This is a genomic window from Reyranella sp. (assembly GCF_965249915.1).
Lineage (GTDB): Bacteria > Pseudomonadota > Alphaproteobacteria > Reyranellales > Reyranellaceae > Reyranella.
Genome location: NZ_OZ252257.1, coordinates 595,462 through 614,900, shown reverse-complemented (window position 1 = coordinate 614,900; position 19,439 = coordinate 595,462). Strand labels below are relative to the sequence as shown.

The following is a 19,439-nucleotide window of genomic DNA, read 5'->3' as shown; positions in this document are numbered from 1 at the left end:
CTTCGCCTCAGATCACGAGTTCAGCGGGGCGGCGCCAGCGCACCCAGACCGCCAGCAGCATGCGCGTGAAGATCGTCGAGCTGAACATCGAGGTGATGATGCCCAGCGTCAGGGTCGTCGCGAAGCCGCGGATCGGCCCGGAGCCGAAGCCGAACAGCAGGACGCCGGCGATGAGGGTCGTGAGATTGGCGTCGATGATCGCCGACATCGCCTTCTCGTAGCCGGTGGCGAGCGCGCTGAACGGGGAGCGGCCCAGCGCCTTCTCCTCGCGCACGCGTTCATAGATCAGCACGTTGGCATCGACCGCGAGGCCTGCCGTCAGGACGAGGCCCGCGATGCCGGGCAGGGTCAGAGAGGCGCCCAGGATCGACATGCCGGCGAACACCATCAGCAGGTTCACCAGCATGGCGAGGTTGGCGAAACCGCCGAACACGGGCCCGTAGGCCACGAACATGAAGACCGCCACCAGGACGGTACCCGCGAGCGCCGCCACCGTGCCCGCCTGGATGGCATCCGCGCCGAGGTCGGCGCCGACGGTGCTTTCCTGGATGATGCTGAGCGTCGCCGGCAGGGCGCCGGAGCGCAGCAGCAGCGATTGTTCCTGGGTCTGCTGGGTGGTGAAGCTGCCGGTGATGATGCCGCTGCCGCCGCAGATCGCGCTCTGCACCACCGGGGCGCTGATGATCTCGCCGTCGAGCTGGATCGCCAGCCGCTTGCCGATGTTGTTGCGGGTGGCGGTGCAGAAGGCGCGGCCGCCGGCCGAGTTGAAGGTGAAGCTGATGATCGGGCGGCCGCCCTGCTGCTGCTCGAAGGTGGCCTTGGAATCGTCGAGGTCCTCGCCGCCGACGACCACGCGCTTCAGCACGGGAAGGCACTGCGGCTGGTAGCGGCGGCAGACCTGTTCCGGCGACAGGCGCGGATTGGCGGCCTGGATATCCTCCCAGGCCTTCGGATTGGTGCGCCGCAGCTCCTGCATGCCTTCGCGCGTCGGCACCAGGAAGGTGGAGGGCGGCACGGTCTGCGGGATGTTCTGGCCGGTCGCGGCGACATCCTCGTTGACCAGGTGGAAGGTCAGCTTGGCGGTCTGGTTGATCTTGCGCTTGAGGTCGGTCGTGTCCTTGATGCCCGGGACCTGCAGCAGGATGCGCTCGTCGCCCTGACGCGTGATGGTCGGTTCGAGCGTGCCGGTCTCGTCGACGCGGCGGCGAAGGATCTCGATCGACTGGTCGATCACTTCCTTCTTCTTCTTCGCCATCTCCTGGTCGGAATAGGCCACCCGGATCGTGTCGCCGCTGCCGGACAGTGCCAGGGCGGGATCGACGGCGCGGATCGCCTCGAGGGCCTTGGAACGGTTCGCTTCGTCGCGCAGGCTGACGACCAGCGCACGACCGGCTTCGACCGAGACGTCCTTGAACGGCACCTGCTGCTTGCGCAGCTCCGAACGCACCGCGTCCGACAGGTTGGTCAGGCGCTCGGTCAGCACCGAGCGCAGGTCGGCTTCCAGCAGGAAGTGGGCGCCACCGCGCAGGTCGAGGCCGAGATTGATTCGGCTGCTCGCATACCATTGGGGCAGGTGCTGCAGCACGCTGGCGGGCAGCAGGTTCGGCAGAGCGAACAGCGCCGACAGAAGCGTGATGCCGGCAATGACGATGGTCTGCCAGCGCGGAAGGTTGAGCATCCCGACCTAAGCCCTTCTACAGCCGTTACTTTTTGCCGCCGCCGAACAGGCTGCCCAGCAGGCTCTTGCGCTCCGCCGTCGGGGCCGGGGGCGGCAGCATGGGCTTGTCGTCGTCTTCGTTGCTGTCCTTCGGACCGCGCACCGACTCGCCGCGCGTCAGGATGTCGGTGATCGTCTGCTTGATGATGCGAACCCGCACGCCTTCGGCAAGTTCCACCTGGACCTCGTTGTCGGAGATCACCTTGGTGACCAGGCCGATGATGCCGCCACCGGTGACGACGCGATCGCCGCGCTTCACGCCGGCCAGCATCTCGCGCTGCGCGCGCACCTTGGCTTGCTGCGGACGGATCAGCAGGAAGTAGAAGACGACGAAGATGAGGATCAGCGGAAAGAGCTGGACGAGGAAATCCCCGCCGCCACCGCCTGCACCCTGCGCCCACGCCTGTGAAATGAACATCTTCTGCTCCCGAGTCTTCCGGCCGTCGAAAAAGCGCGCGGACTATAGCGGTCTCCCCCCGCTTTGCAACGCAAGCGGGGGACGATATGGTCGCCCCCCTTTTCAGCGGCTGGCGACGATGGATCAAGACCTTAAAGCCACTATCTCACGCATTGCGGCAGCCCTCGACCGTCTGGCGCCTCCCACGCCCCCCGGCGCGGACATCAACGCGGCGGAAGCCTATGTCTGGCATGCCGCCGGCCACCGCCTCGAAGCGGTCCCCAAGGTCAACCGCGTGAACCTCGATCTCCTGGTCGGCATCGACCGCCAGAAAGAGACGCTGGTGGAGAATACCCGGCGCTTCGCCAAGGGCCTCCCGGCCAACAACGCGCTGCTCTGGGGTTCGCGCGGCGCGGGCAAGAGCTCGATCGTGAAGGCGGTGCATGCCCATGTGAACCGCGAGCAGGGCGGCCCGCCGGGTCCCCTGGCGCTGATCGAGATCCATCGCGAGGACATCCCGTCCCTGCCCGCCCTGCTCACGATGATCCGCGATTCGAGCCGTCGCTTCATCGTGTTCTGCGACGACCTCTCCTTCGACGGGCAGGATGCCGCCTACAAGTCGCTGAAGGCGGTACTCGACGGCGGCATCGAGGGCCGGCCGGAGAACGTCGTCTTCTATGCGACCTCGAACCGGCGCCACCTGATGCCGCGCGACATGATCGAGAACGAGCGCTCGACGGCGATCAACCCGTCCGAGGCCGTCGAGGAGAAGGTCTCGCTGTCGGATCGCTTCGGCCTGTGGCTCGGCTTCCACAACGCCGACCAGGACACCTTCTTCACGATGATCGAAGGCTACTGCGAGTTCTACAAGCTCGACCTTCCCAAGGATGAGCTGCGCAAGCGGGCGGTCGAATGGTCGATCACGCGCGGATCCCGCTCGGGCCGCGTCGCCTGGCAGTTCATCCAGGAGATCGCCGGCGAGCTCGGCAAGAAGCTGGGGTAACGATGGAGCGGCTGGGATGAGCGATCCCGACGACGTGATGTTCTCAGCCGGCGTGAAGGCCGAGCAGACACGTCTCGGATCGCGCGCCCAGTTCGAGGGCCGGACCTGGAACACAGAGATCACCGACGATCTCCGGCAGTTCCTCGGCATCATCGACACGTTCTTCCTCGCGACGGCCAGCGCCGACGGCCGACCTTATATACAGCACCGCGGCGGCCCCCCGGGATTCCTGAAGCCGATCGGAACCCGCACGCTGGCCTTCGCCGATTTCGCGGGCAACCGGCAGTACATCTCGCTCGGCCATCTGCGGAAGAACGACCGCGCCCACATCTTCGTCCTGCATTTCGCCACCCAGCAGCGGCTGAAGCTGTGGGGCCGGGCGCGGATCGTCGAGGGCGACCTCGAGCTGATGGAACGCCTCGTCGACCCGGCCTACCGCGCGCGGCCGCAGCGGGCGATCGCGTTCACCATCGAGGCCTGGGACATCAACTGCCGCCAGCACATCGTGCCGCGCTACACCGAGGCTGAAATCGCCCCGGCCGTCGACAGCCTCGCCCGGCGGATCAAGGAACTCGAAGAGGAAGTGGCCCGGCTGAAGGGCCAGTAGAGGCGTCGGACCGGTCGCAGGCGACGCGGCACCCGGGCGTCGCCCACCCTCTCCTCCAGCCGCTCCCATGCGCGCCGGCGCGGTACCATGATACCTGCGCGGGGAGGTGCGACCTTCATTTCGATTGTTGCGTTTATTGCGGTTGTTTCGTTTACCCGTCGGGCTTTGCGCGCGTTTTAACGGGCAGCCGGAACAGGGCTTGAAACCGGAGACGACTCGCAACATATAAAGTTACATGAGAAGAGACAGCCGACTTTCGGGCGTGCTCCACGTCCTGCTGCACATGGCGGAGCATCCGGGTCCGATGACGTCGGAGATGCTGGCGCGCGCGATGGGCACCAATCCGGTGGTGATCCGCCGCCTGATGGCGGGCCTGCGCGAGCGCGGGTTCGTTCAATCGGAAAAGGGCCATGGCGGCGGCTGGACGATCGCGTGCGATCTCGCTGCGGTCACCTTGCGCGACGTCTACGAAGCGCTCGGCCGGCCCGAGCTGCTGGCCATCGGCAACCGCACCGAGGCACCCGGCTGTCTCGTCGAGCAGGCCGTGAACGCAGCCCTCGGGGACGCCTTCGACGAAGCCGAAGCGCTGCTGCTGCGCCGCTTCGGCGCCCTCACCCTCGCGGCGCTGAGCGCCGACTTTCACGAGCGCCTCGCCCGGCGCGGCGGGTCGACCGACCTGGAGAAGAACCATGCAGCATGATGTCGTCATCGTCGGAGGCGCCTTCGCCGGGCTCGCCGCCGCCACCTACCTCGCCCGCGCGCGGCGGCGCGTGTGCATCATCGACGCGGGCCGTCCGCGCAACCGGTTCGCCGAGGCCTCGCACGGTTTCCTGGGATCGGACGGCAGCGCCCCCTCGTCGATCCTGGCGCGGGCGCGCGCGCAGCTCGCCGCCTATCCAGGCGCGACCTTCGTCGCAGGCGAAGCCGCAAGCGCCCGCGTGCGTGGCAACGGCTTCGCCGTCTCGCTGGCGAGCGGCGAGGAGATCGTGGCCCACAAGGCGATCCTGGCCTTCGGGCTGCGCGACGAGCTGGAGCCGATCCCCGGCCTGAAGGAGCGCTGGGGCAATACGGTGCTACATTGTCCCTACTGCCACGGCTTCGAATTCAGCGACCGCCCGCTCGGCGTGCTCTTCCGCACGCCCATGTCGGTGCACCAGGCCTGCCTGGTTGCCGAATGGGGGCCGACCACCCTGTTCCTGAACGGCGCGGACCTCGCGCCCGACAGCGCGGAGAGGCTCACCCGACACGGCGTGACGATCGAACACGGCCGGGTGACGCGCCTGGTCGGCGAAAGCAGCAGCCTGTCCGGCGTCGCGTTCGAGGATGGACGCGTGCGGGCTCTCGCCGCGCTCTATGTCGCGCCGCAATCCTGCCTGGCCAGCCCGATCGCCGAACAGCTCGGTGTGGCGATCGACGACGGGCCGGTCGGTCCGATCATCCGCACCGACGCCGACAGGATGACCAGCGTGCCCGGCCTCTACGCCGCCGGAGACATCGCGCGCGCGCCGCACAGCGTGAGCTGGGCCGTGGCCGACGGCGTCACCGCCGGCACGTCGCTCCACCGCGCCCTCGTGTTCGGCGGATGAACACGGCGCAGCCTTTCTCCGACCCGGCCATGATCGCGGACTATGTCGCGGCCACGTCGCGCAAGGTGCCCGGCCTCGCCGACCTGTACCGCATGACGATGCTCCTGCTGGCGGAGCGTGCGCCCGCGGCCGCGAATATCATCGTCGTAGGCGCCGGCGGCGGGCTGGAACTGAAGGCTTTTGCAGAGGCACAGCCGGCCTGGCATTTCGTCGGCGTCGATCCTTCGGCCGGGATGGTCGACCTGGCGCGCCGCGTGCTGGGGCCGCTGGGCGCGCGCGTCGATCTCCAACAGGGCTTCGTCGACGCCGCGCCGCCGGGACCGTTCGACGGCGCGACCTGTCTGCTCACCCTGCACTTCCTGCACCGGGAGGAGCGGCTGCACACGCTGCGGGAAATCCGCCGGCGCCTGAAGCCCGGCGCGCCGCTCGTCGTCGCCCATCACAGTGTCCCGAACGGCGGCGACACGACCGCGTGGCTCCTTCGATCGGCGGCCTTCGCGGGCGGACCGGGCGTCGAGGTCGACCGTGCGCGCCGTTCGGCCACCAAGATGGCAGAGCACCTGCCTCTCCTGTCCGCCGAGGAAGAAGTCTCCGTCCAGCGCGAAGCGGGTTTCTCCGAAGTGGTTCTCTTCTACGCCGGCTTCTCGTTCAGAGGCTGGGTCTCGCGGGCTTGATCCCAAGCCTCGCGCCCATTCGCGCGGCATTCCGGCGCCATCTGTCGGCACGGTCCTTGCTTCCCCGGCTTCGAGCAGGGGGAATTGCCTATGAACAAGTCAAAGATCGCCGTCCTCAACCGCCGCACGGTCCTCGCGGCCGCCGGCGCCGCCACGGCGGCCCTGGCCGCGCCGCGTATCCTGCGCGCGCAGGGCAAGGAACTCGTGGTGGGAGGCGCGGCCAGCCACAAGGGCTTCGTCGAGACCATCATCGCGCCGGTCGTCGAGAAGAAATTCTCCTGCAAGGTCGTGTTCGAGGGCTCCCGCTCTCTCGTCAATCTCGAGAAGATGCAGAAGAACAAGGACAAGCAGTATCTGTCGATCGTCATGATGGACGATCCGGTCATGATCCCGGCCGTCGCCGAGGGGCTCCTCGATCCGCTGACCGCCGCCAAGGTGCCCAACCTCGCCGCCCTGAAGCCCGGCACGATCCACATGGACGGGATGTGGTGCAACTACCTCCAGCCCTGGCTGGGCATCGCCTACAACCCGAAGGCCATGAAGACGGCGCCCACCTCGTGGGCCGACGCCTACGATCCCAAGTACAAGGGTCGCGTGATCCTGCCGTCGCTGCAGAACACCGAGGGCCTGGCCAACCTGTTCATGGCGGCCTTCCTCGCCAGCGGCAAGCCGATGGCCGAGGCACAGAAGGACATCGATGCCGGCTTCAAGAAGCTGGTGACGATCAAGCCCAACCTGCTGACCGCCTACACGCAGATGCCGCAGGCCTACAATCTCCTGGAACAGGGCGAGGGCTTCATGATCTCGAGCGCGATCTCGCAAGTCGCCCTCGAGCGCAAGGCCGCCGGCGCGCCGGTCGAGATCGCCGTGCCGAAGGAAGGCATCTTCGCCATGCCGTCGGGCGTCGCGCTGGTGAAGGGCGGACCGCAGCCGGAGCTGGCCGCGGGCTACATCAACGAAATGATCGGGCCGGAGATTCAGGCCAAGCTCTCGGCCGCGACCTACTCGCTGCCGACCAACAAGGACACGCCGGTGCCGGCCGGGGCGCCGACCAACGCGACCATCTTCGGCATCGACTGGAAGTTCGTCGCCGACAATCGCGCCGACTGGGTGAAACGCTGGGACCGCGACATGGCGATGTAGTCGAAGCCGCGTCGTGACCACGGATTCGTTCCTCGACGTCGCCGGCGCCGAAAAGGCCTTCGGCGGCGTCACCGTGCTCGGTGGCGTCGACCTGAAGGTCGCCGCCGGCGAGTTCATCTCACTGCTGGGCCCCTCGGGCTGCGGCAAGACCACCCTGTTGCGCATCGTCGCCGGCCTGCTGGCGGCCGACCGTGGCGCCATCCGGCTCGACGGCGAGGAGATCGGCTCGCGGCCGCCGCACCGGCGCGACGTCGGCGTCGTCTTCCAGAACTACGCGCTCTTCCCGCACCTGACCGTCGCCGAGAACATCGCCTTCGGCCTCAAGGCGCGGAAGCATCCCACGGCTGAGATCGCTCCGACGGTGCGGCGCTTCCTGTCGCTGGTCCATCTGACCGACTTCGCCGACCGCTCTGTGCGGGCCTTGTCAGGCGGCCAGCAGCAGCGGGTCGCTGTGGCCCGCGCGCTCGCCGTGCAGCCCAAGCTGCTGCTGCTCGACGAGCCCTTCTCCGCGCTCGACCGCAAGCTGCGCGAAAACATGCAGATCGAGCTGCGCCGCCTGCTGCGGGAACTGGGCATCACCGCCGTGTTCGTGACGCACGACCAGGACGAAGCACTCACCATGTCCGACCGCATCGCGGTGATGAACAAGGGTGCCATCGAGCAGCTTGCCGTGCCGGCCGCCATCTACCGCACACCCGCCACCGCCTTCGTGCTGGAATTCGTGGGCCTCTCCTCTCGCCTCGCCGGCACGGTCGTCGGCCAGGACTACGATCAGGTCATCGTCGACACCGCATTCGGCCCGCTGCGCGCACCCGGCAGCTTCGTGGTCGGCGCCTCCGTGATGCTCGCGGTGCGGCCCGAACGGATCACGGTCAACGGACCGGGCGACTACGCGCTGGTCGCCCGCCTGCGCGACGCGGTGTTCCAGGGATCGAAGGTCCAGCTCCATTTCGAGGCACACGACGGCGACCATCTCATGGTCGAGACCGCAGACCTTTCCGATGGACTGCCCGCCCCCGGCACCGAGATGCGGCTGGGTTGGGCCGTCGCCGACACGCTGATCTACCCGGCGCCATGACGACGAAGGGCGCTCCCTCGCCGTGGCGGGATCCCGTCGCCCTCCTGGCGGCGCCGGCAGTCATCTACCTGCTGGTCGTCTACGCCTTTCCGCTGCTCTGGCTCTTCATGAAGAGCCTGACCGGTCCCACCGGACCGACGATCCAGCCGTACGTCTCCTTCCTGAGCGATCCGTTCAACTGGCGCGTCGTCGGCAACACGCTGCGGGTCGCCGCCTGGGTCACCGTGGTCTGCCTCGCGATCGGATATCCCGCCGCCTTCGCGTTGGCGCGAGCCGGCGCGGTCATGCAGGCCGTGATGCTGATATCGATCATCCTGCCGCTTTCGGTCGGCGCCGTCGTCAAGGCCTTCGCCTGGCAGATCGTGCTGCGCCGCGACGGCATCGTCTCGCAGATCCTGGTCGGGCTCGGCCTCTGGGACGAGCCGCAGCGGCTGCTCTTCACCGAGACCGGGCTGGTACTGGGCGCCGCCAACATCTTCCTGCCCTTCATGATCCTGCCGATCTATTCCGTCGTGAAGCTGATCGATCCGCGCCTCAGCGAGGCCGGCGCGACCCTGGGCGCCACGCCGCTCTACCGCTTCACCCACGTCACCCTGCCGCTCACCCTGCCGGGCATCGTGTCGGGCGTCGCCTTCGTCTTCTCGATGAGCGTCTCGATGTTCGTCATCCCCTCGCTGCTGATCGGCGACCGCTTCCAGACCCTGGCGACCCTGACGGGCCGTTCCTTCCTGCTGATGCGCAACGAGCAACTGGGCTCGACCACTGCCGTCATCCTGCTGGTGCTGGCCGTGTCGATCGTCGTGGGCTCGACCTGGCTGGCGCGCCGCATCGGAGGCAGCCAGACATGACCACCATCGAGCGCGCCACGCAGTATTTCGTCTGGGCCATCGCGGGCTTCACCGTCGTCTTCCTGATGACGCCCCTCCTCGTCACCATTGCCGTGTCGTTCGGCTCATCGACGGTGTTCACCCTGCCGCCGCCCGACTGGTCGCTGCGCTGGTACGAGCGCCTGGCCGGCATGCGCGGGTTGCTGCCCGCCCTCGTGGTCTCGCTGCAGATCGCCGCCGTCTCCACCGCCGTCGCCATGGTCCTCGGCACCTTGTGCGCGATCGCCCTGGTGCGCGGGCGCTTTCCCGGCCGCGAGACCATCTCGACCTTTCTCGTCTCGCCGCTGATGCTGCCGGGCCTCGTGATCGGCATCGCCATGCTGCAGGGCTTCAAGGCGATGGGACTGCGCGACGTCTATGCCAGCCTGCTGGTCGCCCACGTGGTCATCACCCTGCCCTACATCGTGCGCACCGTGGTCGGCGCCCTCTCGCTGTTCGACTTCTCGCTGATCGACGCCGCCCGCACCCTGGGTTGCTCCTATCCGGCGGCACTCACGCGGGTGCTGGTGCCGGCGCTCGCCCCGGCCTTCCTGACCTCGGGCATGTTCGCGTTCCTGGCGTCGATGGACAATTATCCGATCTCGATGTTCTTCACCGATGCCTGGACCAAGACCCTGCCCATCCAGATGCTGCAGTATGTCGAGGAGCGGCCCGATCCGACCATCGCCGCCATCTCCGCCGGCCTCGTGCTGCTGGCCATCGTGGCGCTGGTGATCGGCGACCGGCTCGTGGGCTTGCGCAAGCTCGCCGACTTCTAAGAATGGCCCCATGAAAATCCTCGTCGCCAATCCCAACACCTCGACCGGCGTGACCGACCGGCTCGTGACCGCCGGCAGACTGGTCGCCAGCCCCGGCACCGAATTGCTGCCCATGACCGCGCCGCGCGGCGTGCCCTACATCGCCACGCGCGCCGAAGCCGCGATCGGCAGCGCCATGATGCTCGAGATGCTGGCCGAGCGGCGCGGCACCTTCGATGCCGCCATCGTCGCGGCCTTCGGCGATCCCGGCCTCGGCGGCGCGCGTGAGCTGTTCGACTTCCCCGTGGTCGGCATGGCGGAGGCCGCGATGCTGGTCGCCTGTACCCTCGGCCGCAGGTTCGCCATCGTGAGCTTCGCCAAGGCGCTCGAACCGTGGTTCGCCGAGATCGTCGACTGGCACGGCATGTCCGGCCGTTGCGCCGCCATCCGCACGCCGGACGAAGGCTTCCGCTCGATCGACGACGTGCAGCACGAGAAGGAACAGGTGCTGATCGACCTCGCACTGGCCACTGTGAAGAACGACGGCGCCGATGTCGTGATCCTGGCCGGAGCGCCGCTGGCCGGTCTCGCCAACACGATCCGCGACCGTGTACCGGTGCCGCTGGTCGACGGCATCCAGGCCGCGGTGACGATGGCCGAGGGGCTGGTGCGGCTCAATCCGCGCAAGGCGACCCAGGGCACCTATCGCCGTCCCGCGGCCAAGGACTCGAAAGGCCTCGCCGGTCCGCTGGCCGACATCATCGCCCATCGCGAATCGTGACCGCGATGCGCGATCTCAAGGGCTATGGGCGCACGCCGCCCGATCCGAAATGGCCCGGCGATGCGCGGGTCGCCGTCTCCTTCGTGATCAACTTCGAGGAAGGCGCAGAGATGTCGTTGTCGGCGGGCGACGCCCACAACGAGAAAGTCTACGAGGTCACCGACGAGGTCGTGGGCGTTCCCGACCGGTGCATGGAATCGCACTTCGAGTACGGCACCAAGGCCGCCTGGTGGCGCATCGCCGATTCACTGGAGCGGCTGGGCGTGCCGGCCACGGTGAGCACCTGCGGGCTGGCCGCCGAACTGTCGCCGTGGCTGATCCACGACGCGGTGGCGCGCGGCCATGAAATCTCCTGCCATGGCTGGCGCTGGGAAAAGCATGCCCACATGGAGGAGGCGAAGGAGCGCGAGATCATCGCCCGCACCGTCAAGGCGCTGACCGAGATCGCCGGCACGCGCCCCGTCGGCTGGCACACCCGCTCGACGCCCTCGCCCAACACGCGCCGCCTGCTCGTCGAGGAAGGCGGCTTCCTCTACGACAGCGACGACTATTCCGACGATCTGCCGTTCCATGTCGAGGTCGCGGGCAAGCGGCACCTGGTGCTGCCCTACAGCTTCGACACCAACGACATGCACTATCACCAGGGCTTCCACCGCTTCGTGTCGGCCCGCGACTTCGCCGACTACACGACCGACGCCTTCGACACGCTATGGGCCGAGGGCGAGAAGTCGCCCAAGATGATGTCGATCGGCCTGCACCTGCGCATGATCGGCCGCCCCGGCCGCATCGCCGCGCTCGACCGTATCGTGTCGCATATGAAACAGAAGGGCGGCGCCTGGTTCGCCACCCGCCGCCAGATTGCCGAGCATTGGAACGCGCGGTTCAAAGACTCATAGCTGGGGGCGCGCCACTCCAGTGCGCGCCCCCAGCAATAGAGTCTAAGCCTTCGCCTTCGGCCGCACGATCTTGATCGTCGAGGTCGAGTGGACGATCAGGCGGCCCTTCTCGTCCTTGAGCTCGCCGTCGAGGAAGCCGACCGTGCCGCCCCAGCGCAGGACGCGACCCTCGGCATAGACGATGCCCGGCCCCATCGCCTCGAAGAAGCTGATCTTGAGTTCCAGCGTCGGCACGGCGACGGCGAGCTTGCCCTTGACGATGGCGGCATTGGCCATGGCGGTGTCGACCATGCCGGTCAGGAAGCCGCCCTGGCAGATGCGGCCCTGCGAATGGCAGAAGGCCGGCACGACTTCGAAACGGAATCGCGCGAAGCCGCGCGCCGAATCGATATCGAGGAGTTCGCCGTTCAGCGTCTTCAACGCCTCGGGCGGATTGGCACGCAGGATCTGGAGCATCTCCGAATCGTGCATGAGATCCTTGGGGAAGTTCTGGAAGTCTGGATGGGCTGAGCTCATGGGGCGGGGACTATAACGGACGGGCGGAAGCCTGCACCTTTTCCAGAAGATCGATCGGCGGCCGGGTTTCGGCCGTCGAAAGGACACCGGGCGAAGCCTGGCAGGTGGACGGCCCTTCGCCGGAGCGCTAGACGCGGACTGTTTCGGGAGCAGACCAATGCGCCGCCGCGCCAGATGAGTTTCAAAGTCCGCATCGCCTCTGCCGACCGCACGATCGACGTGCCGGCCGGCACCACCATCCTGGACGCCGCGCTCGACGCCGGCATCTCCTATCCGTTCGGCTGCCAGTCCGGGAACTGCGGCGCCTGCAAGTCGCTTCTCCTGAAGGGCGAGGTGACGATGGAGGGCTATTCCGAGTTCGCACTCGCCGACGAGGAAAAGGCGCGCGGCCTGATCCTCGCCTGTCGCGCCGTGCCGGGCGCCGCGTGCGAAGTCGCGTGGCAGGAGGAGGACGACCTGATCGTCCATCCGCGCCGCCTCCTCGCCTGCAAGGTCGTATCCCTCGACGATGCCACCCATGACATCAAGCGCATCCGCCTCGAGATCGTCTCGGGCGGTCCTTTCGACTTCTCGGCCGGCCAGTTCGCCTCGGTGACCTTCGAGGGCTGTCCGCCGCGCGACTATTCGATGGCCAACGTGCCGGGCGACCCGGTCCTAGAATTCCATATCCGCCGCACGGCGGGAGGCGCCACCAGCGCCCATGTGTGGGAGAAGCTGCAAGTCGGCGACGGCGTACGCGTCGAAGGCCCGTTCGGCGCGTCCTACCTGCGCGAGAGCCATCGCGGTCCGATCATCGCCGTGGCCGGCGGTTCGGGCATGGCGCCGATCAAGTCGATCGTCGAGCGCGCGCTGCAGAAGGCACTGCCGCAGCACATCTATTTCTATTTCGGCGTCCGCAGCGAACGCGACCTCTATCTCCACGACCACTTCGCGGCGCTGGCGGAAAAGCACAGGACCCTGCACTTCATCCCGGTGCTGAGCGAAGGCGGCGAGTCGAGCCTGCGGCACGGGCTGGTGCACGAGGCGGTGGCCCAGGATTTCGACGAGGTCGATGGCTGCACGGCCTATCTCGCGGGCCCTCCGGTGATGGTCGAGGCCGCGACCCTGCTGCTGGAGCAGCGCGGCATGCGCCGCCTCGATATCCATGCCGATGCCTTCTACACAGCGGCCGAGATGGCGAGCGCGGGAAAGAAGACGGGCGCGGATCAATGAGCGGTCTTCTGCAGGGAAGGGTCGCCATCGTCACCGGCGCCGGCCGCGGCATCGGCCGCGCCATCGCCGAGTCGCTGGTCACGGCGGGTGCGCACGTCATCGTGGCGGACAACGGCACGTCGATCGCGGGCGAGGGCGGCGATCCGGCGGTGGCGCGCGCCACGGTCCAGGCACTGAACGACGCGGCAGGGGCCAGGAAGGCTCTCGCCTTCACCGAGAGCGTCGCCTCGCCGGGCGTGGCGAAGCAGCTCGTCGATCTCGCGGTGAAAACGTTCGGCGGCATCGACATCGTCGTGAACAATGCCGCCATCCGGCGCGACGCTCCGGTCTTCCGCGCCGATCCGGCCGACTGGGACGCCGTGATCCGCACCAACCTCTCCGCAGCCTTCTATCTGATCAACGCCGCCTCCGCCGTCATGCGCGAGCAGGACAGGTCGGCCCGCGGCGGCAGGGACGGCTACGACTGGGGCCGCATCGTCAACATCGTCTCTTCGGCCGGCCTCTACGGAAACCTGGGCCAGGCCGCCTATGCCAGCGCCAAGGCCGGGCTGTTCGGCCTGACGCGCGTCACCGCGATGGACCTCGCGCCGGCGCAGATCACCGCCAATGCCGTGGTCCCCTTCGCCCGCACCCGAATCACTCAAACCCTCCAGCCCGCGAACGAGGCAGAGGAAGCTTACAAGGACCGCGCGCTGAGGATCGGCGCGCACCATGTCGCCAATCTCGTAGCGGCGCTGTGCATGCCCAAAGCCAGGACGATCACGGGCCAATTGCTGGGCGTGAGAGGCCGCGAGATTATCGTGTTCAACCAGCCACGCCGGCTCGCAAGCATGGTCGCTGAAGAAACCCCCGAGGGTATCGCCGACGAGTTGATCGCCGGCATGGAAGGGCATTTCACCGATCTCACGACCGATCTCGAAGCCTTCAATACCGACCCTCTCCTCTGAAAAAGGCATCCACGCCAAGTCGGTCACCCGCCTTGCCCGCGCGGCAGGCTCGCCCTTCGAAAGCAAGTTTCGTCGTGACGGCAGGACGCTGGCCGCTCGGCATCGTGGGCTCTAGGCTGCCTCTCTTCTGAGAGGAGAAGCTGCGCATGACTTCCTACGCCGCGCCGTCCCGCACCGTCGGTCGGCTGAAGCGCCCGTTCGGCCATCTCTACTACGAGGTCACGGGCAGCGGCCCCGCGCTGATCTTCGCGCACGGGCTGGGCGGTAATCACCTGAGCTGGTGGCAGCAGGTGGCGCACTTCGCGCCCCGCTACACCTGCGTGACGTTTGCCCATCGCGGCTTCGCGCCGTCCGATCCGATCGCCGATGGCGTCGATCCCGCCGACTATCCGGGCGACCTCGCCGCCCTGATCGATCATCTGGGCTTTGCCGAGGTGCGCCTGGTCGCGCAATCGATGGGCGGCTGGACGATGCTGGAATATGCGCTCGCCCATCCGGAGCGCGTGAAGGCGCTGGTGCTGAGCTCGACCTCGGGCACGCTCGACCGCCGCGGCAGCGATCCGTCCGGTGGTGCAACATACGACGCCTGGTTCGCGGCGGCCGAGGCCACGATCGCGGCCGGCGTGGCGCGCGGCATCCATCCGGCGATGGGCGAACGCGCGGCCGAGCGCTTCCCCGCGCTGCATCTCCTCTATCGCAGCATCGACGAGATGGCCGGCGCGCTCGACAAGGAGAAGCTGCGCGCCGGCCTGCGCCGCACCGCGACGCGCACCGTGGCGGAGTTGAAGGCGTTTCGCGTGCCGACCCTGCTGATCGCCGGCGGCGAGGACACGGTCTTCCCGCCGTTCCTGGCAAGCGCCATCGCCACAGGCCTGCCCTGCGGCGAAGCCGAGACCATCGAGGATGCCGGACACTCGCCATATTTCGAGCAGGCCGCTAGGTTCAACGCGCTGGTCGACGCGTTCCTCGCGCGACAGCGCTAGGAGGTTTCTTTGTCCCAGGACAATCCGCGTATCGCCGTTCTCGGCTTCGCCATCGAGTGCAACCGGTTCGCGCCGGTGACGACGGCAGAGGATTTCGAACACGACGTCGACATCCGCGGCAATCGCATCGTGAGCGAGGCGCGCTCCGGCAAGTCGATCACCATGCCCGACCTGCCCGGCTTCTTCGACGAGATGGACCGCACCGGCACCTGGACGCCGGTGCCGTTGCGCGTCTCGCTGGCGCAGCCCGGCGGCCCGGTCGAGGAACAGTTCTTCAAGGCCTATCTCGCCGAGATCGAGTCCGGCCTGAAGTCGGTCCTGCCGGTCGACGCGATCTTCGTGTCCTGTCATGGCGCCGCGCTGGCGGAAGGCACCGACGATCCCGACGGCGACCTGTTCGAGATGCTGCGCCGTGTCGCCGGTCCCGACGTGCCCATCGTCTCGGTGTTCGACCTGCACGCCAACGTGTCGCGCCGCATGACCGACAATCTCAGCGTCTTCGTCGGCTATCTCGAGAATCCGCATGTCGACATCTACGAGCGCGGCGTCGAGGCGGCGAAGCACATGCGCGAGCTGCTGGCCGGCACGCGCACCGCGGTCGAGATGGTCAAGATCCCGCTGGTCCCGCCGCAGATCGCGCTGCTGACCGCGCGCGGCCCCTATGCCGACCTCATCAAGTACGGCCAGACCAAGGTCGGCGGCGACATCCTCAACGTCTCGGTGATGGCGGGCTTCGCCTACAGCGACAGTCCCAAGAACGGCCTCACCGCCGTCGTCACGGCGCGCAACGGCAATGCCAAGGCCGCGGCCGACCTCGCGCTCGACATCGCCCAGCGCGCCTGGGGGACGCGGGAACGCTTCAAGCGGGAGATGATGAACCTGGCCGATGCGGTGCAGCACGCCACCGCCATCGGCCGCGACAAGCGCCGCAAGCCGATCATCCTGGCCGACGTCGCCGACAATCCCGGCGGCGGCGGCCGCGGCAACACCACCTATCTGCTGCGGGCGCTCAAGGGAGCGCGGACCCAGGGCGTCTACTTCGGTGTGTTCAACGATGCCGCGCTCGCGGCACAGGCGCACGCGCTGGGCGAAGGCGCAATCTTCAATGCCTCCTTCAACTCGAAAGAGGACCAGGAATTCTCCCTGCCCTTCGATTGCGAAGCCAAGGTCGTCAAGCTGTCGGACGGCCAGTTCGTCGGCCGCCGCGGCGTGCTCCGGAACGTCTCGGCCGACATGGGCCCGTCGGCCCTGCTCGATCTCGGCGGCATCCTGATCGTGGTCATCAGCATCCGCTGCCAGTGCATGGACCCGCGCCAGTTCGAGATGTTCGGGCTGGACATTGCCCAGGCGCGCACCGTGGTCGTGAAGAGCCGCGGCCACTTCCGCGGCGGCTTCGACGAATTCTTCAAGCCCGAGCAGATCTACGAAGTCGATTGTCCGGGCCTAACGTCGCCGGTGCTGGCGAACTTCACCTGGACCAAACTGCCGAGGCCCGTCTATCCGCTCGACGAAGAAACGAGCTGGACTCCTCCGGCCTCGAATTGAGGGAGCCCTTCATGCTGCGCCGTACCCTGTTTGCCGCCCTTGCGTTGTTCGCCGCAGCGCCCGCCCACGCCCAGCCGAGCAAGACGCTGAAAGTCGTCATGCAGTCGGATCTCAAGATCCTCGATCCGATCTGGACGACGGCCTACATCGTCCGCAACCACGGCTACATGATCTACGATACGCTGTTCTCGCTCGACGCCAAGCTCGAGCCGCAGCCCCAGATGGTCGACAGCTGGACGGTCAGCGACGACAAGCTCACCTGGACCTTCAAGCTGCGCGACGGTCTGAAGTGGCATGACGGGCAGCCCGTGACCGCGGCCGACGTCGTCCCCTCGATCAAGCGCTGGACCGAGCGCGACACGCTGGGCGGCCTCTTGGCCAAGCAGACGCAGGAGATGAAGGCGGTCGACGACAAGACCTTCCAGATCGTGTTGAAGGAGCCGTTCGGCATCATGCTGAAGGCGCTCGGCAAGCCCAGCTCGACGCCTCTTCTCATCATGCCGGAGCGTGTCGCCAGGACGCCCTCGAACCAGCAGATCTCCGACTTCACCGGCTCGGGTCCCTTCGTGTTCAAGAAGGACGAATGGAAGCCCGGCGAGAAGGTCGTCTATACGCGCTTCGCCGACTACAAGCCGCGGGCCGAGCCGCCCTCGGGTCTGGCCGGCGGCAAGGTCGCCAAGCTCGACCGGGTCGAATGGGTCTCGATCCCCGATACGCAGACCGCGATCAACGCGCTGCAGCAGGGCGAGATCGACATGATCGAGCAGCCCTCGCACGACCTGCTGCCGGTCATCGAGAAGGACAAGAACGTCGAGATCGTCATCCCCGACCATCTCGGCTCGACCTACATCCTGCGCTTCAACTGGAAGCAGCCGCCGTTCAACGATGTCCGCATCCGCCGCGCCGCCGAAGTCGCCCTGAACCAGAAGGACTTCCTCCAGGGCGTGATCGGCGATCCGCGCTACTACAAGGTCTGCAAGGCCGTCTTCGGCTGCGGTGCGCCGTTCGAGAGCTCGGTCGGCATGGACGGCATCCTGGAGTCGAACTTCGAGGAATCGAAGAAGATGCTGAAGGAGGCCGGCTACGACGGCACGCCGATCGTGCTGCTGCAGTCGACCGACCTCGCCGTCCTCACCAACCTCGCGCCGATCGCCAAGACCCTGCTCGAGCGCGGCGGCTTCAAGGTCGACATGCAGTCGATGGATTGGCAGACGGTGGTGAGCCGCCGCTCCAAGAAGGATCCGATCGCCCAGGGCGGCTGGAACATCTCGATGACCGCCGCCGCGGCCGTCCTGCTGATCGACCCGGTCAACAACCACTATGCCGAGGCGAGCGGCGACCGTGCCCAGTTCGGCTGGCCGCTCGACGAGGAGATCGAGCGGCTTCGCATGGCCTTCACCCGCGAGAGCGATCCCGCCAAGCAGAAGCAGATCGCCGAGCAGGTACAGAAGCGCATGATGGACCAGGGCGTGACGGTCCCGCTCGGCCAGTATCTGCAGCCGATGGCGCGGCGCAAGGGCGTGACGGGCAACATCGAATCGCCCGTCACGGTGTTCTGGAACGTCGAGAAGAAGTAGCGGCCCATTGTCGTCTTGAGCGAAGCGAAAGACCTAGCAGAGCGACTAAAGGACTCCTTGGCTAGCGCCAGATCCTTCGCTGCGCTCAGGATGACAAGAAGGGGAACTGTCGCCGCGGAGCGTCCCCCTACCGGTCCGGCAGCGGGATGAACTCGGAGTCTCCCGCCACCATGGCGAAGCGCTTCTCGCGCCAGTCTTCCTTGGCCTTCTCGATGCGCTCCTTGCTCGAGGAGACGAAATTCCACCAGATGTGGCGCGGGCCGTCGATCGGGGCGCCGCCCAGCAGCATCGCCTTGGCGCCGTCCGTTCCGGCCAGTATCTCGACCGTCTGGCCGGGCGCCAGCACCGCGAGGTCGCCGACGCCGAGCTGGCTCTCGCCCACCACCATCATGCCCTCGGCGACGTAGATCGCGCGCTCCTCGTGATCGGGCGTGACCGCCAGCGAGGCGCCGGCGGTCATCTCCACGCCGACATAGAAGATCGGCGAGAAGTGGGTCGTGGGCGCCGTGCGGCCGGCATAGGTGCCAACGATCAGGCGCAGCGCGACGCCGCCTTCGGTCCAGGCCGGCAGTCGCGCGGCCTCGACATGCTCGAAGGACGGGGCGGTCTCCTCGTGCGTCTTGGGCAGCGCCACCCAGGTCTGGACGCCGTGCATGCGGAAGCCGGTGGCGCGCATCTCGGGCTCGGTGCGCTCGCTGTGGACGATGCCGCTGCCGGCCGTCATCCAGTTCACGTCGCCCGGCCGGATCGCCTGCGAATAACCCAGGCTGTCGCGATGGTAGATGCCGCCGTCGAACAGGTAGGTGACCGTGGCCAGACCGATATGCGGATGCGGCCGGACTTCCATGCCGCCGCCCGGCGGTACGTCCATTGGGCCGAAATGGTCGAGGAAGATGAAGGGACCGACGGTGCGCCGCTTGACGCTCGGCAGGACACGGCGGACCGCGAAACCGCCTCCCAGATCGTGCGCCCGTCCCTGGATCAGAAGCTCGATCGGATCGGCCATTTCTCTCTCCTCCTACGCGTGTGCCTGCCACCTCCTGCGGCGGCGCGGTCATGCAGATGCTCAGTCATGCCGGTTATGCGGAAGGGTCGTGCCGGTCAATCCCCGCAGGCCGACGTCGAGGCGTTCGCGTCGGCCACGATATTTTTT

The 19,439-nt window shown here is 67.4% G+C and carries 20 protein-coding genes; 16 read left to right on the top strand and 4 right to left on the bottom strand.

Annotation, left to right across the window (positions count from 1 at the left end; genetic code table 11):
- Positions 1-7 precede the first annotated feature (7 nt).
- Positions 8-1,678 carry a protein translocase subunit SecD gene (gene secD, locus ACP15H_RS02960; RefSeq protein ID WP_425064736.1) on the bottom strand — a complete coding sequence of 557 codons (1,671 nt, stop codon included), beginning with the start codon at positions 1,676-1,678 and terminating at the stop codon, positions 8-10.
- A gap of 25 nt (positions 1,679-1,703) precedes the next feature.
- The gene (yajC, locus tag ACP15H_RS02955) at positions 1,704-2,135 is read right to left on the bottom strand and encodes a preprotein translocase subunit YajC (RefSeq protein WP_425064735.1); all 432 of its coding nucleotides are present in this window, start codon (positions 2,133-2,135) and stop codon (positions 1,704-1,706) included.
- 118 nt (positions 2,136-2,253) lie between these two features.
- On the opposite strand from yajC, the gene ACP15H_RS02950 reads away from it, so the two are divergent.
- The 11 genes from ACP15H_RS02950 (at position 2,254) to ACP15H_RS02900 (ending at position 11,506) form a co-directional block, all read left to right on the top strand.
- A complete protein-coding gene (locus ACP15H_RS02950) occupies positions 2,254-3,117 on the top strand; it encodes an ATP-binding protein (RefSeq protein ID WP_425064734.1) in 864 nt (287 codons plus the stop codon).
- 16 nt (positions 3,118-3,133) lie between these two features.
- Complete coding sequence (locus tag ACP15H_RS02945; protein ID WP_425064733.1) at positions 3,134-3,724, top strand: pyridoxamine 5'-phosphate oxidase family protein; 591 nt, start codon at positions 3,134-3,136, stop codon at positions 3,722-3,724.
- 235 nt (positions 3,725-3,959) lie between these two features.
- Positions 3,960-4,424 (top strand): Rrf2 family transcriptional regulator, encoded by a 465-nt coding sequence (locus ACP15H_RS02940; protein WP_425064732.1) that lies wholly within the window; start codon positions 3,960-3,962, stop codon positions 4,422-4,424.
- Positions 4,414-5,310: an NAD(P)/FAD-dependent oxidoreductase gene (locus ACP15H_RS02935; protein WP_425064731.1), complete on the top strand. Its 897-nt coding sequence runs from the start codon at positions 4,414-4,416 to the stop codon at positions 5,308-5,310. The genes ACP15H_RS02940 and ACP15H_RS02935 overlap by 11 nt, the downstream gene beginning before the upstream one ends.
- Complete coding sequence (locus ACP15H_RS02930) at positions 5,307-5,984, top strand: class I SAM-dependent methyltransferase (RefSeq protein WP_425064730.1); 678 nt, start codon at positions 5,307-5,309, stop codon at positions 5,982-5,984. Before ACP15H_RS02935 ends, ACP15H_RS02930 begins: the two co-directional genes overlap by 4 nt.
- Before the next feature lie 90 nt (positions 5,985-6,074).
- Complete coding sequence (locus ACP15H_RS02925) at positions 6,075-7,127, top strand: ABC transporter substrate-binding protein (protein WP_425064729.1); 1,053 nt, start codon at positions 6,075-6,077, stop codon at positions 7,125-7,127.
- A 13-nt stretch (positions 7,128-7,140) separates the two neighbouring features.
- Entirely contained in the window at positions 7,141-8,205 is a 1,065-nt protein-coding gene (locus ACP15H_RS02920; RefSeq protein ID WP_425064728.1) for an ABC transporter ATP-binding protein, read from the top strand.
- On the top strand, positions 8,202-9,053 hold the full coding sequence (locus ACP15H_RS02915) for an ABC transporter permease (RefSeq protein WP_425064727.1): 852 nt from the start codon (positions 8,202-8,204) through the stop codon (positions 9,051-9,053). Before ACP15H_RS02920 ends, ACP15H_RS02915 begins: the two co-directional genes overlap by 4 nt.
- Complete coding sequence (locus tag ACP15H_RS02910) at positions 9,050-9,850, top strand: ABC transporter permease (protein WP_425064726.1); 801 nt, start codon at positions 9,050-9,052, stop codon at positions 9,848-9,850. The genes ACP15H_RS02915 and ACP15H_RS02910 overlap by 4 nt, the downstream gene beginning before the upstream one ends.
- Positions 9,851-9,860: 10 nt before the next feature.
- The gene (locus ACP15H_RS02905; protein ID WP_425064725.1) at positions 9,861-10,610 is read left to right on the top strand and encodes an aspartate/glutamate racemase family protein; all 750 of its coding nucleotides are present in this window, start codon (positions 9,861-9,863) and stop codon (positions 10,608-10,610) included.
- A 5-nt stretch (positions 10,611-10,615) separates the two neighbouring features.
- Positions 10,616-11,506 carry a polysaccharide deacetylase family protein gene (locus ACP15H_RS02900; RefSeq protein ID WP_425064724.1) on the top strand — a complete coding sequence of 297 codons (891 nt, stop codon included), beginning with the start codon at positions 10,616-10,618 and terminating at the stop codon, positions 11,504-11,506.
- 42 nt (positions 11,507-11,548) lie between these two features.
- Here the strand turns inward: ACP15H_RS02900 and ACP15H_RS02895 are convergent, their stop codons facing one another.
- A complete protein-coding gene (locus ACP15H_RS02895) occupies positions 11,549-12,022 on the bottom strand; it encodes a PaaI family thioesterase (protein ID WP_425064723.1) in 474 nt (157 codons plus the stop codon).
- Between the two features lie 174 nt (positions 12,023-12,196).
- On the opposite strand from ACP15H_RS02895, the gene ACP15H_RS02890 reads away from it, so the two are divergent.
- The 5 genes from ACP15H_RS02890 to ACP15H_RS02870 all read left to right on the top strand — a co-directional run bounded on the left by ACP15H_RS02890 (position 12,197) and on the right by ACP15H_RS02870 (position 18,286).
- Positions 12,197-13,234 (top strand): 2Fe-2S iron-sulfur cluster-binding protein, encoded by a 1,038-nt coding sequence (locus tag ACP15H_RS02890; protein WP_425064722.1) that lies wholly within the window; start codon positions 12,197-12,199, stop codon positions 13,232-13,234.
- A complete protein-coding gene (locus tag ACP15H_RS02885; RefSeq protein WP_425064721.1) occupies positions 13,231-14,181 on the top strand; it encodes an SDR family NAD(P)-dependent oxidoreductase in 951 nt (316 codons plus the stop codon). The genes ACP15H_RS02890 and ACP15H_RS02885 overlap by 4 nt, the downstream gene beginning before the upstream one ends.
- Positions 14,182-14,327: 146 nt before the next feature.
- Positions 14,328-15,164: an alpha/beta fold hydrolase gene (locus tag ACP15H_RS02880; protein ID WP_425064720.1), complete on the top strand. Its 837-nt coding sequence runs from the start codon at positions 14,328-14,330 to the stop codon at positions 15,162-15,164.
- Positions 15,165-15,173: 9 nt separating this feature from the next.
- Positions 15,174-16,709, top strand: a complete 1,536-nt coding sequence (locus ACP15H_RS02875) for a M81 family metallopeptidase (RefSeq protein WP_425064719.1) — start codon at positions 15,174-15,176, stop codon at positions 16,707-16,709.
- Between the two features lie 11 nt (positions 16,710-16,720).
- Positions 16,721-18,286 carry an ABC transporter substrate-binding protein gene (locus tag ACP15H_RS02870; RefSeq protein ID WP_425064718.1) on the top strand — a complete coding sequence of 522 codons (1,566 nt, stop codon included), beginning with the start codon at positions 16,721-16,723 and terminating at the stop codon, positions 18,284-18,286.
- Positions 18,287-18,413: 127 nt separating this feature from the next.
- Here ACP15H_RS02870 and ACP15H_RS02865 read toward each other — a convergent pair whose 3' ends face one another.
- Positions 18,414-19,292: a pirin family protein gene (locus tag ACP15H_RS02865; protein ID WP_425064717.1), complete on the bottom strand. Its 879-nt coding sequence runs from the start codon at positions 19,290-19,292 to the stop codon at positions 18,414-18,416.
- Between the last annotated feature and the right edge of the window lie 147 nt (positions 19,293-19,439).

Coding starts and splice junctions, on each gene's coding strand:
- ACP15H_RS02915 (WP_425064727.1), top strand. CDS start 8,202: ATGACGACGAAGGGCGCTCCCTCGCCGTGGCGGGATCCCGTCGCCCTC.
- ACP15H_RS02945 (WP_425064733.1), top strand. CDS start 3,134: ATGAGCGATCCCGACGACGTGATGTTCTCAGCCGGCGTGAAGGCCGAG.
- ACP15H_RS02895 (WP_425064723.1), bottom strand. CDS start 12,022: ATGAGCTCAGCCCATCCAGACTTCCAGAACTTCCCCAAGGATCTCATG.
- ACP15H_RS02870 (WP_425064718.1), top strand. CDS start 16,721: ATGCTGCGCCGTACCCTGTTTGCCGCCCTTGCGTTGTTCGCCGCAGCG.
- yajC (WP_425064735.1), bottom strand. CDS start 2,135: ATGTTCATTTCACAGGCGTGGGCGCAGGGTGCAGGCGGTGGCGGCGGG.
- ACP15H_RS02940 (WP_425064732.1), top strand. CDS start 3,960: ATGAGAAGAGACAGCCGACTTTCGGGCGTGCTCCACGTCCTGCTGCAC.
- ACP15H_RS02885 (WP_425064721.1), top strand. CDS start 13,231: ATGAGCGGTCTTCTGCAGGGAAGGGTCGCCATCGTCACCGGCGCCGGC.
- ACP15H_RS02925 (WP_425064729.1), top strand. CDS start 6,075: ATGAACAAGTCAAAGATCGCCGTCCTCAACCGCCGCACGGTCCTCGCG.
- ACP15H_RS02880 (WP_425064720.1), top strand. CDS start 14,328: ATGACTTCCTACGCCGCGCCGTCCCGCACCGTCGGTCGGCTGAAGCGC.
- ACP15H_RS02930 (WP_425064730.1), top strand. CDS start 5,307: ATGAACACGGCGCAGCCTTTCTCCGACCCGGCCATGATCGCGGACTAT.
- ACP15H_RS02905 (WP_425064725.1), top strand. CDS start 9,861: ATGAAAATCCTCGTCGCCAATCCCAACACCTCGACCGGCGTGACCGAC.
- ACP15H_RS02900 (WP_425064724.1), top strand. CDS start 10,616: ATGCGCGATCTCAAGGGCTATGGGCGCACGCCGCCCGATCCGAAATGG.
- ACP15H_RS02935 (WP_425064731.1), top strand. CDS start 4,414: ATGCAGCATGATGTCGTCATCGTCGGAGGCGCCTTCGCCGGGCTCGCC.
- ACP15H_RS02910 (WP_425064726.1), top strand. CDS start 9,050: ATGACCACCATCGAGCGCGCCACGCAGTATTTCGTCTGGGCCATCGCG.
- ACP15H_RS02950 (WP_425064734.1), top strand. CDS start 2,254: ATGGATCAAGACCTTAAAGCCACTATCTCACGCATTGCGGCAGCCCTC.
- secD (WP_425064736.1), bottom strand. CDS start 1,678: ATGCTCAACCTTCCGCGCTGGCAGACCATCGTCATTGCCGGCATCACG.
- ACP15H_RS02890 (WP_425064722.1), top strand. CDS start 12,197: ATGAGTTTCAAAGTCCGCATCGCCTCTGCCGACCGCACGATCGACGTG.
- ACP15H_RS02865 (WP_425064717.1), bottom strand. CDS start 19,292: ATGGCCGATCCGATCGAGCTTCTGATCCAGGGACGGGCGCACGATCTG.